Below are 16773 nucleotides of genomic sequence, written 5' to 3'. Positions count from 1 at the left end.
AGCAGGCTTAAACAATCCGGACCAAATGGCCTTGATCGCCAGCATCCTCGAAATACGTGCTACGCCCTGTGAACAATCCAATGATCTCCGCGGCGGTCCTGGTGTGCTGACTGATCTTCACGCTGGTGAAGCTCCCGCCGCCGGCGATCGCCATCGGCAACAGTAACTGGTCCTGTAGGTAGGGACCGGCGAACGCGCCTGATGCCTGATAGCCGGCCATGCGCTTACCCGCCGTCTGGCCGATCCGTTCGGCCGACAGCCCCAGTTTGCCGAAGCCACTTACGACTTCTGTTACGTGTTCGTAAGCGGCCTCGAGCGTAAGCGCGACACCCGGCCCCTGATCAGCCGGCAAGTCGCGGATTGCGATCATGTCCTCGTCCCATTCGGGTAGAGCTTTGAGCGCAGCCTTGCGGATCCGGGTTGGGATCTTGTTCGCGCCGAGCGACGCGAACACGACCATCCCCGCCTTAGTCTCGAGCTTTCCGCGTGCGATGCATTCGATCCGGCGCAGTGGTGAAGGATCGATGTCGATCTCGATCCGCCCACCACCGCGGGGGAAGAAGCCGTGCCGCTTTATCCGCGCAGAAACGTTCGGCCCCATCCGCGCAAGCACGGGCAGGAAGCATTTCTGGATGAAGTCGAAGGACGGTGCCATGCTAGCGTGCGTGCCGCCCTCGATCACCAGCTTCGACGGCGTGTCCGCCAGCGCCAGCGGCACGAGCACGGTCTGCAGGACGAGCGCGGTCGAGCCCGCCGTGCCGACCGCGAAGCTGTAATCGCCTGGGGACACACTGCCGGGTTTGAACACGATCCGGTTCGAGCCGAGTTCGAGCCCTTCGCAATCCGCCCCCCCGATGGCGCAAGCAGCTTCGATTGCGGTCAGGTGCTGCCGCATCAGTCCGGGTTGGTCCCGCTTCGCGCGGATCTTGTCGATTGTGAAAGGCTCTCCCGTCACGAGCGACAGCGCGCACGCATTACGCAGCACCTGCCCGCCGCCCTCGCCTTCGGAGCCATCAATTGTAATCATGTCTCGTTCCTAGAGAATTCGGTGGCGGCGTGAAGGGGTTAGCCCTTCACGCACACCACTTGCTTAAGCGTATGGACGATCTCGACGAGGTCGGCCTGCGCGGCCATGACCTTTTCGATCGGCTTGTACGCTTTGGGCGTCTCGTCGATCACGCCTTCGTCCTTTCGGCACTCGACCCCGGCCGTGTCGGCGATGTGCTCTTCGAGCGACACCTCCTTCTTCGCCTGGGTCCGGCTCATGATCCGGCCGGCCCCGTGAGAGCAGCTATCGAAGCTATCCGCGTTGCCAAGGCCGCGCACGATGAAGCTCTTCGCGCCCATCGATCCGGGAATGATGCCGAGCGTGCCCTTCGCGGCGCGCACCGCCCCCTTGCGGGTAACAAGCACGTTTTCCCCGAAGTGGTTTTCCCGCGTAACGTAGTTGTGATGGCAGTTCACCGCTTCGCATTCGGCCGTAAAAGGCTTGGGGATCTGTCCCCGCAACGCCGCGATCGTGTGGAACATCATCACCTGCCGGTTGAGCCGTGCGAAATCCTGCGCCCATTCGACCGCTTCGACGTAATCATCGAAATGATCGGTCCCCTCGGGGAAATAGGCGAGGTCCTCGTCGGGCAGGTTGATGTGCCATTTGCGCATGTCTTCCTTGGCCAGTTCGATGAAGAACCGCCCGATCGCGTTGCCCACGCCTCGGCTGCCCGAATGGAGCATCACCCACACCCGCTGCTCCTCGTCGAGGCACAGTTCGATGAAGTGGTTGCCCGTCCCGAGCGTCCCGAGATGGACGAGATGGTTCGACCGTTCGAGCTTCGGATACTTCGCCACGATCCGATCGAAACGGTGGACTAGCGTGGCCCAGGCTTCGATCGTTTCGGGCGGGGGATCGCCCCACGCACCCTTGTCGCGCCCACCCCGGCCCGAAGACCGGCCATGGGGCACGGCCCTCTCGATCGCGGAACGGATGCCTTCGAGGTTATCGGGCAGGTCGCTCGCATGGAGCGAGGTCCGCGCGGCCATCATGCCGCAGCCAATATCGACCCCGACCGCCGCCGGGATTACCGCGCCCTTCGTGGGAATGACCGAACCAACCGTCGCGCCGATCCCGACATGGACGTCGGGCATCGCGGCGACATGCTTGAAGATAAACGGCATCCGCGCCGCCTTGGCTAGTTGCTCGCGCGCCTTGTCATCGACGGGAACGCCCCGCGTCCACATCTTGATCGGCGATCCGCCATCCACCTGCTGAAATTCGTAGCCCGTCTGGGTCATCGTCATAATCCTTTGCGATAGCCTTAGGGGTGGCTGGCCCATTCCAGCCACCCCGGCCTCGTCATCACCGGGCGTTCGACCGACCCGGCACCATCATATTTGCAGCGAGTGTGCCAGAAATGACGATTGCCTGAAAATGACAACTATCTATCTGATAGGACTATCTTATTTGATCAGGGCGCAAATTCCGTCCATTCCTGCCAATGGTGATAATTCTATCGCTTCTTATCGCAATCTATATTACTGGATAAGAATGAAGCGGACAACGGTCATCGGATTTCTCGGCTCGACGCTCGATGCGAGCAAGCAGGATGCTGCGCGCTGGAACAAGTGGCGTCCGACCGTGGGCCTATGCATGCAGCCCGACCTGCGGGTCGACCGGCTCGTGCTGCTTCACGGGCGGCAGCATGAAGGCCTCGCAAAGTTCGTCACGCAGGATATCGCCTCGGTCTCTCCGGAAACCGCGGTCGAGCCGCACACGATCAATTTCGACGATGCTTGGGATTTCGAGGAAGTCTACACCGAACTACTCGACTTCGCTGAGCGCTTCGAATTCGAGCCAGAGACCGAGGATTACCTCGTCCACATTACCACGGGCACCCACGTCGCGCAGATCTGCCTGTTCCTGCTGACCGAGGCACGTTTCATACCTGGCAAACTGTTGCAGACGCAGCCGAAGCGCGGCAAGCCGGACGCCGGCGGGGTCTGGACCGTGATCGACCTCGACTTGTCGCGCTATGACAGCATCGCCAAGCGGTTCGCCGAAGGTAGCCGCACCAGCACCTCTTTTCTCAAGGGCGGGATTGAAACGCGCAATGCTGCCTTCAACGCCATGATCGACGAGATCGAACAGGTCGCAACGCGCTCTTCCGCACCACTCCTGCTAATGGGCCCGACCGGCGCGGGTAAGAGTCTGCTTGCGAGACGGATCTACGAATTGAAGGCCGAGCAGCATCGGTTATCGGGCGCATTCGTCGAGGTGAACTGCGCGACCCTGAAAGGCGACAATGCGATGTCGGCGCTTTTCGGTCACCGAAAGGGCGCATTCACCGGTGCCGTGGCCGAACGCGCCGGGCTGCTCCGCAGTGCAGACAAGGGTATGCTGTTTCTCGATGAAATTGGCGAACTGGGGCTCGACGAGCAGGCGATGATTCTGCGCGCGGTGGAAGACAAGCGCTTCCTCCCTGTAGGTTCGGACAAGGAAGTCGAAAGTGATTTCCAGTTGATTGCGGGCACCAATCGCGACTTGGTTCGCGCCGTGGCGGGCGGAAGTTTCCGCGAGGACCTTTTCGCGCGCCTCAACTTGTGGACCTTCAATCTCCCCGGGCTGGCCGAGCGGCGCGAGGATATCGAACCCAATCTCGATTTCGAGCTCAAGCGCTTTGCAGCAGCCGAAGATACGAGGGTGACGTTCAACAAGGAGGCTCGCGCGCGTTACCTTTCTTTTGCGACCAGTGCTGAGGCGCGTTGGGACGGAAATTTCCGCGACCTTTCGGCAAGCATCACCCGCATGGCGACATTAAGCCCCGATGGAAGGATCGATCGTCCGGCGGTCGAGGCGGAAATCGTTCGTCTCGGCAATCTGTGGGCGGTGGAGCCGGAACAAGGCACCGACGCGCTGGCGGAGGTGCTCAATGCCGATGCCATAGCGCGGATCGATCCGTTCGATCGCAAGCAGCTGTCCGAGGTCATTGTCGCGTGCCGCCGCAACCCCTCGCTGTCGGCCACCGGGCGCGAATTGTTCTCCGTGTCCCGGCAGCAGCGGACGTCCACCAACGATGCCGACCGACTGAGGAAATATCTCGCCAGGTTCGATCTAACCTGGTCCGATGTCAGCTAGTGGGCCGATTGCTGACGTTCAACTCACCCCAGATACTACCACGCCTAACAACGCCACTAGTGCTTCGAGCAATACCCAAATCGCGGCAATTACACCGTATATTGCACCCAGGGCCCAGCGGGTTGTTGCTGCCGCGTAACCGGCAGCTACGCCCGCACCTATTGCGCAAAGCCACAAAATGGTGGTTCCAGCCCCCCACATTAAGCCTAGGAGAATATAGGTCAGCGCAATCGCACCAAACGACGCCAAGGCAGCTGCGACTGCCCTCGTCTGGGGTGTAGGCGAGTTGGCAAAACTCGTGACTTTTGCATATCGCTTTCGGAGCCGGCCCATCACCGCTTTTGAGCAGTTTTGAGCGGGCTGCACAACGCCGGCTATCACCCAGTTCGTGACCGATTTGCCGAGCCAGCGATGTGCCAAGAGCAGACCGTCGGCTAACGACCCGATTGCGGACATTCGATTGAAGGCTAGAACAGTCGCATCATGAGAACCGTCACAGGATCGCTTATCGTTTCGCTACTTCTCGCCGGCTGTTCGCCCGAGCCAACTTACGAAGTGACGCTCGAAACAACGGATGGACCCGACCCGGCGCTGGTTACTCAGATCGAAGAGCAATTGTCTCGCGACCCTTGCCTGAGCGACATTGCTACGATGCGCCGAGAATATCGTTATGGTATGCGCGATGGAGAAGAGGACAGAGGCCTGATCGACATCAAAGTCCAAGAAGCTGATTTTGATGGTTTACCGGCGGGCATATTCATCAAAGGCCAGTCGAACTTCGGGATGTTCGATGACAGGTCTTACTTCGTAGCCTTCGCAACCTACCACTTGGGCAGGGGCGAGCTAGACATTTGGGCTTGCGGCGACAACGCAAATAGCGCCCAATCTATGCGCCACAAGCCTCGAATTTGAAGCGTATCTGACGTCCGCTTTCCACCCAAATTCGGACATCGGCGATGCTTATAACCGGAGGAAAGCTGACGGTCCGCTTGTAAGCATCATTGGGGAGAGGCCGAACGTCCGAATTAGGGCGCAAAGCGGTCGTACCTTCATCGCAGAAACCATTCGACTTCATTGCCAATGCGAGCATTGGTGTCTCCGAGAGATGGAGCTCGAGAAAGAGCGGACATAGCCCTGGCGCACGAATGACGCGGGGCCCTGGCTGGTAGGGGCGGCAAGATGTCGCTCCGATCCAGGAGACCACGCATGACTACTCCCGCGAAGCCTCAAAAAACGACTGCTGGCCGAGAAGGCCTGACCAAGACCGACAAGGTCATCGCACTGATGCGCCGAAAAAATGGCGCCAGCCTGGACGACATGATCAAAGCGACTGGCTGGCTTCCCCATACGACCCACGCTGCGCTCAGCGGGCTGCGCAAGAAGGGGCTCGCGATCACCCGCACAAAGGAAAGCGGGATCTCGCGATATACGATTGTGAAGCAGACTGCATGAGCCTCGCGGACAGGATTGCCTCGATCGAGGCAATGACCGCTGCGGAGAGGAAAGCCGAGTGGAGGCGACTTATGAAGTCGTCACCACCCCCAGCATTTGGTGCTGGATTGCTCGCTCGCGCGCTTGCCCACCACGAGCAGGAGAAAGCGCTAGGCCGCTTGTCCGCCGCTGATCTCAAGCGCCTGCGACGATCTGCATCGATTTCGAAAGAAGGGACTCTGGGCTCACCCGGAGCTGTTCGACCAGGTTCGAGGCTTTCTCGTACTTGGCAGGGCGAGGTCCACCAAGTGGTCGTGCTCGACGATGGCGTCGACTATCGTGGCAGGCGATTTTCTTCACTCAGCGCCGTCGCACGCGAGATTACAGGCGCGCGCTGGTCGGGGCCGCGCTTCTTCGGGCTTTACTCGCCGCGCTTGGGCAAGATGAGAGCGGGCCAAAATGGCTGAAAATGGAAAGCAGCTGCGGTGCGCGATCTACACACGCAAGTCGACCGAGGAAGGCTTGGAGAAAGAATTCAACAGTCTCGATGCCCAGCATGAAGCATGCGCGGCCTATATCCTGAGCCAAGCTCACGAAGGATGGACGCGTCTTGCCGATCGCTATGACGATGGCGGTTGCTCGGGCGGCAATATGGAGCGCCCCGCACTGAAACGGCTCCTTGCCGACGTTGCCGCCGGCCAAGTTGATGTCGTCGTAGTTTACAAGATTGACCGGCTCACGCGCAGCCTCGCCGACTTCGCGAAGATCGTCGATACATTTGATGCCGCAGACTGTTCCTTCGTGAGCGTGACCCAGTCGTTTAATACGACGAGTTCAATGGGACGGCTTACCCTCAACGTGCTGCTGTCCTTCGCGCAGTTCGAACGTGAAGTCGCTGCCGAGCGCATCCGCGACAAGATCGCTGCTTCGAAGAAGCGTGGGATGTGGATGGGGGGGCCGGTTCCTCTGGGTTACGAGGTCCAGAATCGGAAGCTTCGTGTGGTCGAGAAGGAAGCCGAGACGGTTCGCGACATTATGCGCCGCTATCTCAAGTCCGATGGCGTACCGTCATTGGTCGATGAACTGGAGCGGGTCGGCATCGTCAGCAAGCGCCGGAAGATGCGTGATGGATCGATCAAAGGCGGCACACCATTCCGTCGCGGAGCGCTGGCCCATCTCCTCTCGAACCGCATCTATCTCGGGCAAATCACGCACAAAGGTCATGCATACGACGGTGAGCATGCTGCGATCGTCAATGAGGGACTATTCGAACAGGTCCAGAAGCGTCTTGCCGAACATAGGTCTGGGCAGCACCGGAAGGCGCAGAAGGCCGAGCTCAGTATCCTGGTCGGCCGGATTTTCGACGAGCATTGCCGACCGATGAGCCCTTGCCATACCAGCAACCATGGAAAGCGATACCGCTACTACGCGTCGGTCCCGAGAGATGGGTCAAGTGAAAAAGCGATCCGATTTCGCGCTGGAGATATCGAAAATGCAGTGGTGTCAGCCCTGGTCCATCACCTGAACAATCCGACCGAGCTGATGTCAGCCCTGACGCACCTCGACGATAAGTCGAAACAGGATGTGATCATACGCGCTTCTACATATTCAGACCGACTCCGGAAGGGTGATGCCCGGCAGAAGCGGGAGATGATCAGTTCGCTCGACTTACGCGTTTTGGTCGGACCGCAGAATATCCAGGCCTCAATCGATACCAATCCGTTTCTCGACGTAGCCGACGCTTCGCGGTCGGAAATCCAGCGATCCCATTTCGAGATCGCCACTTTGCCAGCGACGAACACTCATGGGAGTTGTCTGAAACTTGATCCGCCGTCGGGATCGCGGACCACAAAGAACGATGCGCTTCTTGATCTGCTCGCGCGAGCATTCGATGCTCGTGACCGTCTGGCGTCGATGAATGAAGAGGATGTAAAAGCTCTACCGATCCGAAAGCGTCGCCACATGGAGCGCACTGCACGTCTGAGCTACCTCGCTCCAGACATCGTCGTGGCCATTATGGACGGGGAACAGCCAGCTCACCTATCGGCGCGCAAATTGGTCCGGGCTGCGTCGCTGCCACTTGATTGGGCTGCCCAACGGCGAATGCTCCTTCAAGACTGAAAACCCTGCGAAATCAAAAGTAGGACACTTTTTCGGGCCGAGAGACTTCTCGGCCTAATTCTCTGGTTTTTCCGATAGCGGAGACGGTTTCTAGTGCGGGCCCGAAATTCGGGGGTCGCAATGTCGCGGAAATACGGGAGAAAATCTGGGGGTCCCGCGCAGACAAGCATGCCGCCGAAAAACTAGGACTGGGTGGTGAGCCGTGCTGGGTTCGAACCAGCGACCTACTGATTAAAAGTCAGTTGCTCTACCGACTGAGCTAACGGCCCGACCACGCTGCGCGCACTAGGCATGGCGCGCGGCCCGGTCAAGCCGGACGATGCGCGCGATTTGCCAGCTGGCGCAGCGTACGCCCGGTGACCGGATCGCGCCAGCGCGGGGCGATCGCGGCGGCGGGCCCGAGCACGAAGTCCCGTTCGCGGAACAGCGGATGGGGAATTTGCAGGTCGGGCTCGGCATAGGCCCCGCCGCTCCACAGCACGATGTCGAGATCGAGCGTGCGGTCGCGCCAGCGCTGGCCCGAGCGCCGACGGCCGAATTCGCGCTCGAGGCGTTTCAGCCCGGCGAGCAGGCTGGACGGATCGAACGCGCTGTCGAGCAGCACGGCGGCGTTGGCGAAGCGGCGCTGCGCGGGGCCGACCGGATCGCTCGCGACGATCGGGCTGCGCGCGGTGACCGTGCCCAGCGCGGCGAGTTCCTCCATCGCCGCGCGCACGACGTGGCGCGGGTCGCCGAAGGGGCGCAGCCGCCGGTTCGACCCCAGCGCGACGAGGTAGAGGTTGCTCAGATATCCTCGCAGATGCGGCCGTAAAGCTGCGGCCGGCGGTCACGGAAGAAGCCCATGCCCGCGCGGTGCTTCGCGGCGCGCGCGGTATCGATCGTCGCCACCAGCACGCCCGATTCCTCGGCGCCGTATTCGGCGAGATAGTCGCCCCATTCGTCGCAGATGAAGCTGTGGCCGTAGAAGCGATTGCCCGCCTCCTGAGTGCCCTCGTGACCGATGCGGTTGCTCGCAATCACCGGCATGCAGTTCGACACCGCGTGGCCGATCATCGCGCGGCGCCACATGCGGCTGGTGTCGAGATCGGCGTCGTAGGGTTCGGAGCCGATCGCGGTGGGGTAGAACAGCAGCTCGGCGCCCTTCAGCGCCATCACCCGCGCGGCCTCGGGATACCACTGATCCCAGCACACGCCGACGCCGATCGTGGTGCCGAACACGTCCCACACCTTGAAGCCGTCGTTCCCGGGGCGGAAATAGAACTTTTCCTCGTAGCCCGGCCCGTCGGGGATATGGCTCTTGCGATAGGTCCCCATCAGCTCACCGTCGGGGCCGATCATCGCGAGCGTGTTGTAATAGTGGTGACCGTCGCGCTCGAAGAAGCTGGTCGGGATCGCCACGCCAAGCGACTGGGCGAGCTTGCGCATCGCGATCACCGAAGGGTGCTCAAGCGTCGGGCGCGCGAGCGCAAACAGCGCCTCGTCTTCCTCGCGGCAGAAATAGGGGCCCGAGAACAGCTCGGGCGGGAGGACGATCTGCGCGCCCTCGCCCGCGGCCTGTTCGACCAGCGCGGCGACGGCCTCGATATTGCCCTGCTCGTCGTCCTCGGCAAAGGGCAGCTGCAGCGCGGCGACGGTGATCTCGGTCATGCCCACGCGCTTATTTCGCCGCGGGCCCGAAGTCCACTGTCGCCGCCTGCGTCTGGCTCAGCGCTTGCGGAACAGCAAGGTCATCCGGTCGCTTTCGCCGAGCTCCTTCGTGGCGGGGTTCTTGGTGCCCCAGACCGGCGGCATTTCCCACACGCCGCGTTGCCAGTCGGCGGTGTCCTTCGGATTGGCGTTGACCTCGCTCGTGCCGACCAGTTCGAAACCATGCGCCTCGACCAGGCCGATCACGTCCTGCTGGCGCATATAGCCGCGCGACCCGTCGACCATATCGCCCGCCTGCCACTGCTTGGCGCGGTGCTGGACGATGCCGAGCATGCCGTCGTCCTTGAGCAGGTCGCGCAGCCGCGTCAGCTCGGTGTGCATCAACCCGTTGCGGTGGATATTGTGCATTTCGCGGAAGATCAGCACGCGGTCGACCGTGCCGTGCATGTCCTCCTCGATCTCGTTCGAGTAATAGACCGCATGGGGCGCGCCTTCGAGCGACCAGCCGTCGACCTGCGCCGCGAAGTTCGCACCCAACTTGCTGGCGTAGTCGCGGAAACCAGGATTGGGGGAGATTGCGGGATCGGGATTGATGCCGATATAATTGCCCTCGGCCCCGAGATAGGGAACCAGCACGCGCGTGTACCAGCCGCCCGCGGGCATGTAGTCGACCACCGTCATGCCCGGCTTCACACCGAAAAATGCAAGCGTTTCTGCGGGGTTACGGTACTGGTCGCGCGCGCGATCGTCGTCGCGGCGATCGTCGGCGAGCGCCGTGGCCATCGCTTCGGTCGCGGCGTGGTGGTTGGCGACGGCCGGGACGGCCACGGCGATGGTGGCGGCGCCGAGCGCGGCGAGGACGGACTTACGCATCGTGAATTCTCCCTGTTTGCTGTGGCGGGTTTCCTACGCCAAGCATGGAACGATGACAAAGCCCAAAGCGCTCCCTATCTGCGCAGGCAAAGGAGTTAGGCAGATATGAGCGCAACCCAGACAGCGATCGTCGCCGGCGGATGTTTCTGGTGCACCGAGGCGGTCTTCAACGACGTCGTCGGGGTGACCAGCGTCGAGAGCGGCTATATCGGCGGCGACGTCGAGAACCCGACCTACAAGCAGGTCTGCTCGGGCGACACCGGCCATGCCGAGGCGGTGCGGGTCGAGTTCGATCCCGCGACGATTTCCTATGCCGAAATCCTCGACGTCTTCATGGGCACGCACGACCCGACCCAATTGAACCGTCAGGGCAACGATGTCGGCACGCAATACCGCTCGGCGATCTTCCCGCTCGACGACACGCAGCGCGAGGAAGCCGAGGCGGCGATCGAGCGCGCGGATGCCGATCACGCCAGCGACGTCGTGACCACGATCGAGGGCCCGGCGACATGGTATCCGGCCGAAGGATACCACCAGGAATACTGGGAGGGCGAAGGCCAGCGCAATCCCTATTGCCAGGCGACCATCCCGCCCAAGCTGATGAAATTGCGCAAGAGCTTCCAGAACAAGGTGAAATCGTGAAACGCGCAACCGAGCGCCCGAAGGAGTTTAAGAAACCCGCGCGCTGGAGCGACAAGCCCGCGCCCGAGCCCGAAAAGGGCGAGGTCGACGAGGAATTGAGCCCGACGCGCTACGGCGACTGGGTCAAGGACGGCATCGCGATAGATTTCTAGCGCCGCTCAGAGCGGCTTGAACGTCACCGGCAGGCCGTCGCGCGGCTTGGGGATCGGCCAGGCCTGCCAGTCCTCGCCCACGCCCTCGTCGATCTCGATCCGGTAGCGCTGGAGGATCTGCGCCATCAGCACCTTCACCTGCATGTAGGCGAAGTGCAGGCCGAGGCACATATGCGCGCCGCCGCCGAACGGCACCCAGGCGTATTTGTGCCGCTCCTTGACCTTGTCGGGCATGAAGCGGAGCGGATCGAACGTTTCGGGGTCGTCCCAGTACTTTTCATCGTGGTGGACGAAATGCGGGCTCACCCCGACCGGGGTCCCGGCGGGAATCTCATAGCCGCCGAATTCGAAGCTCTCGAGTGCGCGGCGCGGGATCGAAGGCACCGGCGGAACGATCCGCAGCGCCTCCTTGAATGCCATTTCGACCATGTCGAGCTGGCCGAGCTCGTCGTATTTCACATCGCGCGCCCGCCCCTGCCCGTCGGGCCCGCCCGTGACAGAGATCACCTCGTCGCGCAGCGTGTCCTGCCAGCCCGGGTTCTTCGCGAGCAACCAGATCAGCGAGGTGGCCGACGACGTGATCGTGTCGTGCGCGGCCATCATCAGGAAGTTCATGTGATCGACGACCTCGTCGACCGGCAGCAGTTCGCCATCGTCGCGGGTGGCGTTGGCGAACTGGCTGAACATGTCCTGTCCGCCGCCTTCGGCGCGCCGCCGCGCGGTTTCCTTGGTGAAGAAGTCGATCAGGTAGCTTCGCCCTTTCACCCCGCGCCGCATCTGGGTGAACGGGAGCGGCTGGCGCACCGGCGCGACCGAGGCCTGCACCATGTCGACAAAGGCGCGGTTGATCTCGTCGGCCTCGGGGCCCCACGGGATGCCGATGAAGCTGTCCGCCGCGAGGTCGAGCGTCAGCTGCTTGATCGCGGGGTAGAATTCGACCGTGGCGTTGTTCCACTGCTCGACCCTTTCGGAAATACCGCGATTGAGCGCGCCGGTATAATGTCGCATCGGCCCCGGCTTGAACGCGATCGACAGCGCGCGGCGATCGACCCGGTGGTGGTCGAAATCCATCAGCATCAACCCGCGCGGAAACAGCTTGTCGAGAATCGGGCCCCAGCCCTGCTCGCTCGAGAAAATCTTGTTGCGATCGAACAGCACCAACTCGTTGGCGTCGGCGCCGATCAGGCTGACCACGCGCCCGCCGAAGGCGCGGTTGCGATAGACCCGCCCGTGCGTCGCCACCATTTTGCGGATGAAGGCGGGCGGATCGGCGAGCATGCGGAAGGTATTGCCGACGATCGGCAGGCCGTCGTCGCCGGGGATATGGGACAAGTCGTCGAGCGAAGGATTGCCCTGCGTCCAGTGCTCGGGACGGGCAGGGGCGGGTTGGTGCTGGGCAAGCGTGGCCATGGGGCGAACTCCTTACTTACCTCTGTGTAAGTTAACCGCCCGACTAAATCCAGCCGCTTAAATCCGCCCGATCATATCCACCCGGCCAGTTCGCGTCGGACGAGCGATTCGAGCATGTCGATCCCGGCGTCGGAGGCGTTGAGGCAATCGAGCGCGGCGAACTGCTCGCCTCCCGCGGCCTCGAACTGCTCGCGCCCCTGGATCGCGAGCTCCTCGCGCGTTTCGAGGCAATCGGCAGAGAAGCCCGGCGCCGCGATCACCAGCCGCCGCGTCCCCGCCTTCGCCACCCGTTCGATCGTGTCGTCGGTCGCCGGCGCCAGCCACTTGGCGGGGCCGAAGCGCGACTGGAAGCAGACCCGCATCTCCATGCCCTTGAGGCGCGGCGCGAGTTGGTCCCACAGCAGGCGCGCGGTCTTCTGGCAGTGACAATGGTACGGATCGCCGAGTTCGAGCGTGCGCTGCGGCATGCCGTGGAAGCTCAGCAGCAGCATTTCGGGCGCGAAATCGAGCGCCGCGACCTGCCGTTCGAGATCGTCGGCCAGCGCGCCGATATAGGCGGGATCATCGTAGTAAGGCGGCAGCGTACGCAGGGTCGGCTGCCAGCGCATCTTCGCCAGCGCCTCGCCCGCGGCATCGACCGCGGTCGCGGTGGTCGCGGCGCAATATTGTGGGTAGAGCGGCGCGAGCAGGACGCGATCGTAGCCCTGTTCCTTCAGCCGTGCGATCGCCTCGCCCATGTCGGGATCGCCGTAGCGCATCGCATATTCGACGCGGATGTCCTCGCCCAGCCGCTGCTGGAGCAGCCGCGCCTGGTCTGCGGTGATGACATCGAGCGGCGAGCCCCCCTTCTCCCATACCTTGCCATAGGCCTCGGCGCTCTTCTTCGGCCGGGTGTTGAGGATGATCCCGCGCAGGATCGGTTGCCAGGCGATGGGCGGGATCTCGACCACCCGCCGGTCGGACAGGAATTGGCCGAGATAGCGCTTCACCGATTTGGCGTCGGGCGCATCGGGCGTGCCGAGATTGGTCAGCAGCACCGCGATCCCGCCGGTCGCGACCTTCGGGTGGTCAGCAGCGGCGTGGGCGGGTTTTTCGTACGAGGGCCGGGTCATGAAACACCTGCGAACAGCGGAAGGGTGCGAAGCCGTGTACCGGTGGCGGCGAACAGGGCGTTTGCGATGGCGGGAAGGGTCACGCCGACCGAAAGTTCGCCGGGATCGAACGGTTCCGCGTCACTTTCGATCAGTTCGATCAAGATTTCCGGTTGGCGCGCGAGCGTCGGCAGCCGCATCGCACCGAGCGTGCCGAGATCGGGCAGGCCGCCGGCATAGGTCAGCGGCGCGCCGGTCGCGAGGCCGAGCGCGAACACGACCCCGCCCTCCAATTGCTGGCGCGCGATGTCGGCATTGGGAATGCGCCCGATATCGACCGCGAGATGGACCTCGCCGATCTCGAGCCCCTGTTCGCCCTGCCGCGTCCGCGCGACGCAGGCGATCCGCCCGGTACGATCGGCGCGCCCCATCCGCAGGCAGGCGAGCCCTTCCCCGCTGGTCGGCAATCCCCCGCCCCAGCCCGAACTGCGGGTCACGCGTTCGAGGCACTCGACCAGCCGCGATTCGCCGCCCAATTGCTGGATGCGGTAACCCAGGGGCTCGCGATTTGCCTGCCGCGCGAGCTCGTCGATGAAGGTTTCGGTGAGGAAGGCGGTATAGGCGGGCGCATTGCCGCGCTGGCGCGCGGTCGGCAGCGCGATCCGCACCGGCACGTGCTGGACCACGAGGTTCTGCGTCGCATAGGGCGGCACTGCACCCTCCATCGCCAGCACGTCCTCCTCGCCCTCCGCCGCCTCCATCGCCGCCCACGGGGTGAAGCGATCGAACACCCGGCGGCCCAGTTCGCGATTGGTCGCCGGCATGGCGATGCGGGTCTTCCACGCCAATATCTGCCCGTCCGCGCCGGTCTGCGCGGCGAGCACCGCGGCCATCGGCGCACGCGGCCAGCCGGCGAGGCATTCCTGCCAGCGCGACCACCGCAACTGCACCGGTCGCCCCGCCTCGCGCGCGATCAGCGCCGCCTCGACCGCGTGATCGTGATCGATCCGGCGGTCGAAACTGCCGCCTGCCGCGACCGGGTAATGCACCACGTCCTCGACCGCGAGGCCGAGCTGCGCGGCGACCGCCTGGCGCATCTGCTCGGGCGCCTGGCTCGCGACCCAGATTTCGCAAATCCCGTCGCGCAGCCGCGCGGTGGCAGTGGCGGTTTCGAGCGTCGCGTGCGGCGCCGGTGCAAGATCGTAGCGCAGCGCGAGCGTTGGCCGGTCGGGCAGCGCCGCCTCACCCTCGCCGCTTGCGACGATCTCGTGCGCCTCGCCGCGCCGCAAGCCGGCGTCGAGCGCTTCGACCATCGCCGTGCTCTCGACCGGGTCGGGAGTGTCGAAGCCGGGCGCGATATTGCGCAGCACCTGCTCGGCCGCCCACCAGTTCGTCGCATAGGCGGCGAGCCAGCGCTTCGCGTTGACCAGCCCGAGATAGCCGGGGACATTGCGCCCCTTGGCGGGATCGAAGCGGGTCAGCTCGGCATCGCCCACCGGGCCGTGGCGGATCGAGGCATGGACCATCCCGTCGAGCCGGATATCGCCGGCAAAGGGGTAGGACCCCGCGGCCTTGGCCGGGGCGTCGAGCCGGGGCGTGGCGGGCAGTGCATCGGGCTCGAGCGCCTCGCCGGTGTCGGCCGCGCTCGCGGGCAGCAGCGGGGGGACGCGCGGGGGATCGAACGCGCTCGCCTCGGTCGCGAGCGCGCCAAAGCCGAGCGCCTTGTCCTCGTGCAGCACGAGCCCGCCTTCGGTGCGGCAGGCTTCCCACGACACGTCCCAGCGCTCGGCCGCGGCCATGCACAGCATCGCGCGGGCGCTGGCGGCGGCTTCGCGCAGCGGGGTCTCGTAGGCCGCGAGCGTCGTGCCGTCGGCGGTCGCGGCGAAGCGCTCGCCCTCGGCGAAATTGCGCACCACCATGTCGCTTTCGTCCCCCGCCAGCGCGGCGAGCGTCGGGCGCCAGATCGGGACCCAGCGCGCCGCCAGTGGAAGATTGGCATAGGCCGCGCTGGTCGGGGCCGGTTCGACCGCGACCATCCGCCAGTCGGCCCCCAGTTCGAGCGCCGCGATCTGCGGCAGCAGCGTGGTGACCCCCTGCCCCATTTCGAGTTGCGGCACGGCCACGGTGACCACGCCGTCCTCGCCGATCCGCAGCCAAGCGCCGAACCCCGTCTCGCCCTCGGCGGGGTCGAGCGGCGCGGCATGTTCGCGCGGCCAGAAATTCCAGGCGAGCAGGAGCCCTGCGCCGATCCCGCCACCGACCAGCAATTGCCGGCGGCTGACCGAGAATTTGCGGGAGGGCTTTTCGGTCAGCTCGCCATCCATGCCTCGAGCCTTTCGGCGATCGTGTCGAAGGCGCGGGCGCGGAGATCGTCGCCTCCCGCCACGGGCTTGCCAGCGTCGCTCGCAGTGCGGATCGCGATATCGAGCGGAATCCGGCCGAGGAACGGCACGTCGATCTGCTGCGCGACCGACTCCATGCCGCCGCTGCCGAAGGGATCGGAGACCTCCCCGCAGTGCGGGCAGACATAGCCGGCCATGTTCTCGACCAGCCCCACGATCGGGACCTCGGCGGTGTGGAACAGGTTCAGCGCCCGCGTCGCGTCCATCAGCGCGAGGTCTTGCGGGGTCGAGACGATGATCGCGCCGTCGGGCTTGTGCTTCTGCACCATCGTCAGCTGGACGTCGCCCGTGCCCGGCGGCAGATCGACGATCAGGGTGTCGGTATCGCCCCACTCGCCTTCGATCATCTGGCCCAGCGCACCCGCCACCATCGGCCCGCGCCACGCGATCGCCCGGTCGGCCTCGACGAGATTGCCCATCGACAACAGCTTCACCCCGCTCTCCGTATCGAGCGGGATCAGCTGCTTGTCTTTCGCAGTGGGCTTCTGCCCCTCGGTCGAAAAGAGCCGCGCCTGCGAGGGCCCGTAGATATCGGCATCGACCACGCCGACCTTGCGCCCGCGCCGCGCCAGCGCGACCGCGAGGTTGGCGGCGAGGGTCGACTTGCCGACGCCGCCCTTGCCCGATCCGATCGCGATCATCCGGCGGTGCGGCTTGTCCGCGGTCAGCGCGACGTGCACCTCGCTTACATCGTCGAGCGCTCCCACGCGCGTGCGCGTCTCATCCTCGAGCGCCTTGCGCGCCGCCGCGTCGAGCCCGCTGGCATCGAGCACCAGCACCGCGCGGCCTTCGGCCAGCCGCGCGGACTGAACGCGTGCGCGCAGGTCATCGGGCAGTCGTTCCAATAGCTGTTCGTTCACCGTCTTTCGTCG

16 protein-coding genes and 1 tRNA gene are annotated in these 16773 nt (G+C 64.0%); 7 read left to right on the top strand and 10 right to left on the bottom strand.

Annotated features, from left to right (window positions below):
* Positions 1-7: 7 nt before the first annotated feature.
* Both rtcA and T8S45_RS01090 read right to left on the bottom strand, forming a co-directional pair.
* Positions 8-1027 (bottom strand): RNA 3'-terminal phosphate cyclase, encoded by a 1020-nt coding sequence (gene rtcA, locus T8S45_RS01095; protein ID WP_322294351.1) that lies wholly within the window; start codon positions 1025-1027, stop codon positions 8-10.
* A gap of 38 nt (positions 1028-1065) precedes the next feature.
* Positions 1066-2292, bottom strand: coding sequence for an RtcB family protein (locus T8S45_RS01090; RefSeq protein ID WP_322294350.1), 1227 nt, complete (start codon positions 2290-2292; stop codon positions 1066-1068).
* Between the two features lie 253 nt (positions 2293-2545).
* On the opposite strand from T8S45_RS01090, the gene rtcR reads away from it, so the two are divergent.
* The 5 genes from rtcR (at position 2546) to T8S45_RS01065 (ending at position 7684) form a co-directional block, all read left to right on the top strand.
* Positions 2546-4132 carry an RNA repair transcriptional activator RtcR gene (gene rtcR / locus T8S45_RS01085; protein ID WP_322294349.1) on the top strand — a complete coding sequence of 529 codons (1587 nt, stop codon included), beginning with the start codon at positions 2546-2548 and terminating at the stop codon, positions 4130-4132.
* A gap of 483 nt (positions 4133-4615) precedes the next feature.
* Complete coding sequence (locus T8S45_RS01080) at positions 4616-5044, top strand: hypothetical protein (protein ID WP_322294348.1); 429 nt, start codon at positions 4616-4618, stop codon at positions 5042-5044.
* Between the two features lie 294 nt (positions 5045-5338).
* On the top strand, positions 5339-5584 hold the full coding sequence (locus T8S45_RS01075) for a DUF3489 domain-containing protein (RefSeq protein WP_322294347.1): 246 nt from the start codon (positions 5339-5341) through the stop codon (positions 5582-5584).
* Entirely contained in the window at positions 5581-6030 is a 450-nt protein-coding gene (locus tag T8S45_RS01070; RefSeq protein ID WP_322294346.1) for a DUF2924 domain-containing protein, read from the top strand. Before T8S45_RS01075 ends, T8S45_RS01070 begins: the two co-directional genes overlap by 4 nt.
* Entirely contained in the window at positions 6023-7684 is a 1662-nt protein-coding gene (locus T8S45_RS01065; RefSeq protein ID WP_322294345.1) for a recombinase family protein, read from the top strand. The genes T8S45_RS01070 and T8S45_RS01065 overlap by 8 nt, the downstream gene beginning before the upstream one ends.
* 193 nt (positions 7685-7877) lie before the next feature.
* On the opposite strand, the gene T8S45_RS01060 is transcribed toward T8S45_RS01065, so the two are convergent.
* From T8S45_RS01060 to T8S45_RS01045, 4 genes are all read right to left on the bottom strand, one after another.
* Positions 7878-7953, bottom strand: a tRNA-Lys gene (locus T8S45_RS01060).
* A gap of 38 nt (positions 7954-7991) precedes the next feature.
* Entirely contained in the window at positions 7992-8483 is a 492-nt protein-coding gene (folK, locus tag T8S45_RS01055; protein ID WP_322295176.1) for a 2-amino-4-hydroxy-6-hydroxymethyldihydropteridine diphosphokinase, read from the bottom strand.
* Positions 8468-9331, bottom strand: a complete 864-nt coding sequence (aguB, locus tag T8S45_RS01050) for an N-carbamoylputrescine amidase (protein ID WP_322294344.1) — start codon at positions 9329-9331, stop codon at positions 8468-8470. The genes folK and aguB overlap by 16 nt, the downstream gene beginning before the upstream one ends.
* A 57-nt stretch (positions 9332-9388) precedes the next feature.
* Positions 9389-10204: a class I SAM-dependent methyltransferase gene (locus T8S45_RS01045; RefSeq protein WP_322294343.1), complete on the bottom strand. Its 816-nt coding sequence runs from the start codon at positions 10202-10204 to the stop codon at positions 9389-9391.
* A 105-nt stretch (positions 10205-10309) separates the two neighbouring features.
* Here T8S45_RS01045 and msrA point away from each other — a divergent pair, with 105 nt between their 5' ends.
* Together msrA and T8S45_RS01035 are read left to right on the top strand one after the other, a co-directional pair.
* The gene (msrA, locus tag T8S45_RS01040; protein ID WP_188641263.1) at positions 10310-10846 is read left to right on the top strand and encodes a peptide-methionine (S)-S-oxide reductase MsrA; all 537 of its coding nucleotides are present in this window, start codon (positions 10310-10312) and stop codon (positions 10844-10846) included.
* Positions 10840-10998 (top strand): DUF1674 domain-containing protein, encoded by a 159-nt coding sequence (locus tag T8S45_RS01035; RefSeq protein WP_322295175.1) that lies wholly within the window; start codon positions 10840-10842, stop codon positions 10996-10998. Before msrA ends, T8S45_RS01035 begins: the two co-directional genes overlap by 7 nt.
* A 6-nt stretch (positions 10999-11004) precedes the next feature.
* Here the strand turns inward: T8S45_RS01035 and T8S45_RS01030 are convergent, their stop codons facing one another.
* From T8S45_RS01030 to T8S45_RS01015, 4 genes are all read right to left on the bottom strand, one after another.
* Positions 11005-12408, bottom strand: coding sequence for a cytochrome P450 (locus T8S45_RS01030; protein ID WP_322294342.1), 1404 nt, complete (start codon positions 12406-12408; stop codon positions 11005-11007).
* 71 nt (positions 12409-12479) lie between these two features.
* Positions 12480-13520, bottom strand: a complete 1041-nt coding sequence (hemH, locus tag T8S45_RS01025) for a ferrochelatase (protein ID WP_322294341.1) — start codon at positions 13518-13520, stop codon at positions 12480-12482.
* Entirely contained in the window at positions 13517-15823 is a 2307-nt protein-coding gene (locus T8S45_RS01020) for a molybdopterin cofactor-binding domain-containing protein (RefSeq protein ID WP_322294340.1), read from the bottom strand. The genes hemH and T8S45_RS01020 overlap by 4 nt, the downstream gene beginning before the upstream one ends.
* On the bottom strand, positions 15808-16761 hold the full coding sequence (locus tag T8S45_RS01015) for an Mrp/NBP35 family ATP-binding protein (RefSeq protein ID WP_407654921.1): 954 nt from the start codon (positions 16759-16761) through the stop codon (positions 15808-15810). The genes T8S45_RS01020 and T8S45_RS01015 overlap by 16 nt, the downstream gene beginning before the upstream one ends.
* Positions 16762-16773: the final 12 nt, after the last annotated feature.

Source organism: Pseudoblastomonas marina (assembly GCF_034374265.1).
GTDB lineage: Bacteria > Pseudomonadota > Alphaproteobacteria > Sphingomonadales > Sphingomonadaceae > Alteriqipengyuania_A > Alteriqipengyuania_A marina.
The sequence above is the reverse complement of the archived record's forward strand: the minus strand, read 5'-3'. Positions and strand labels throughout refer to the sequence as shown.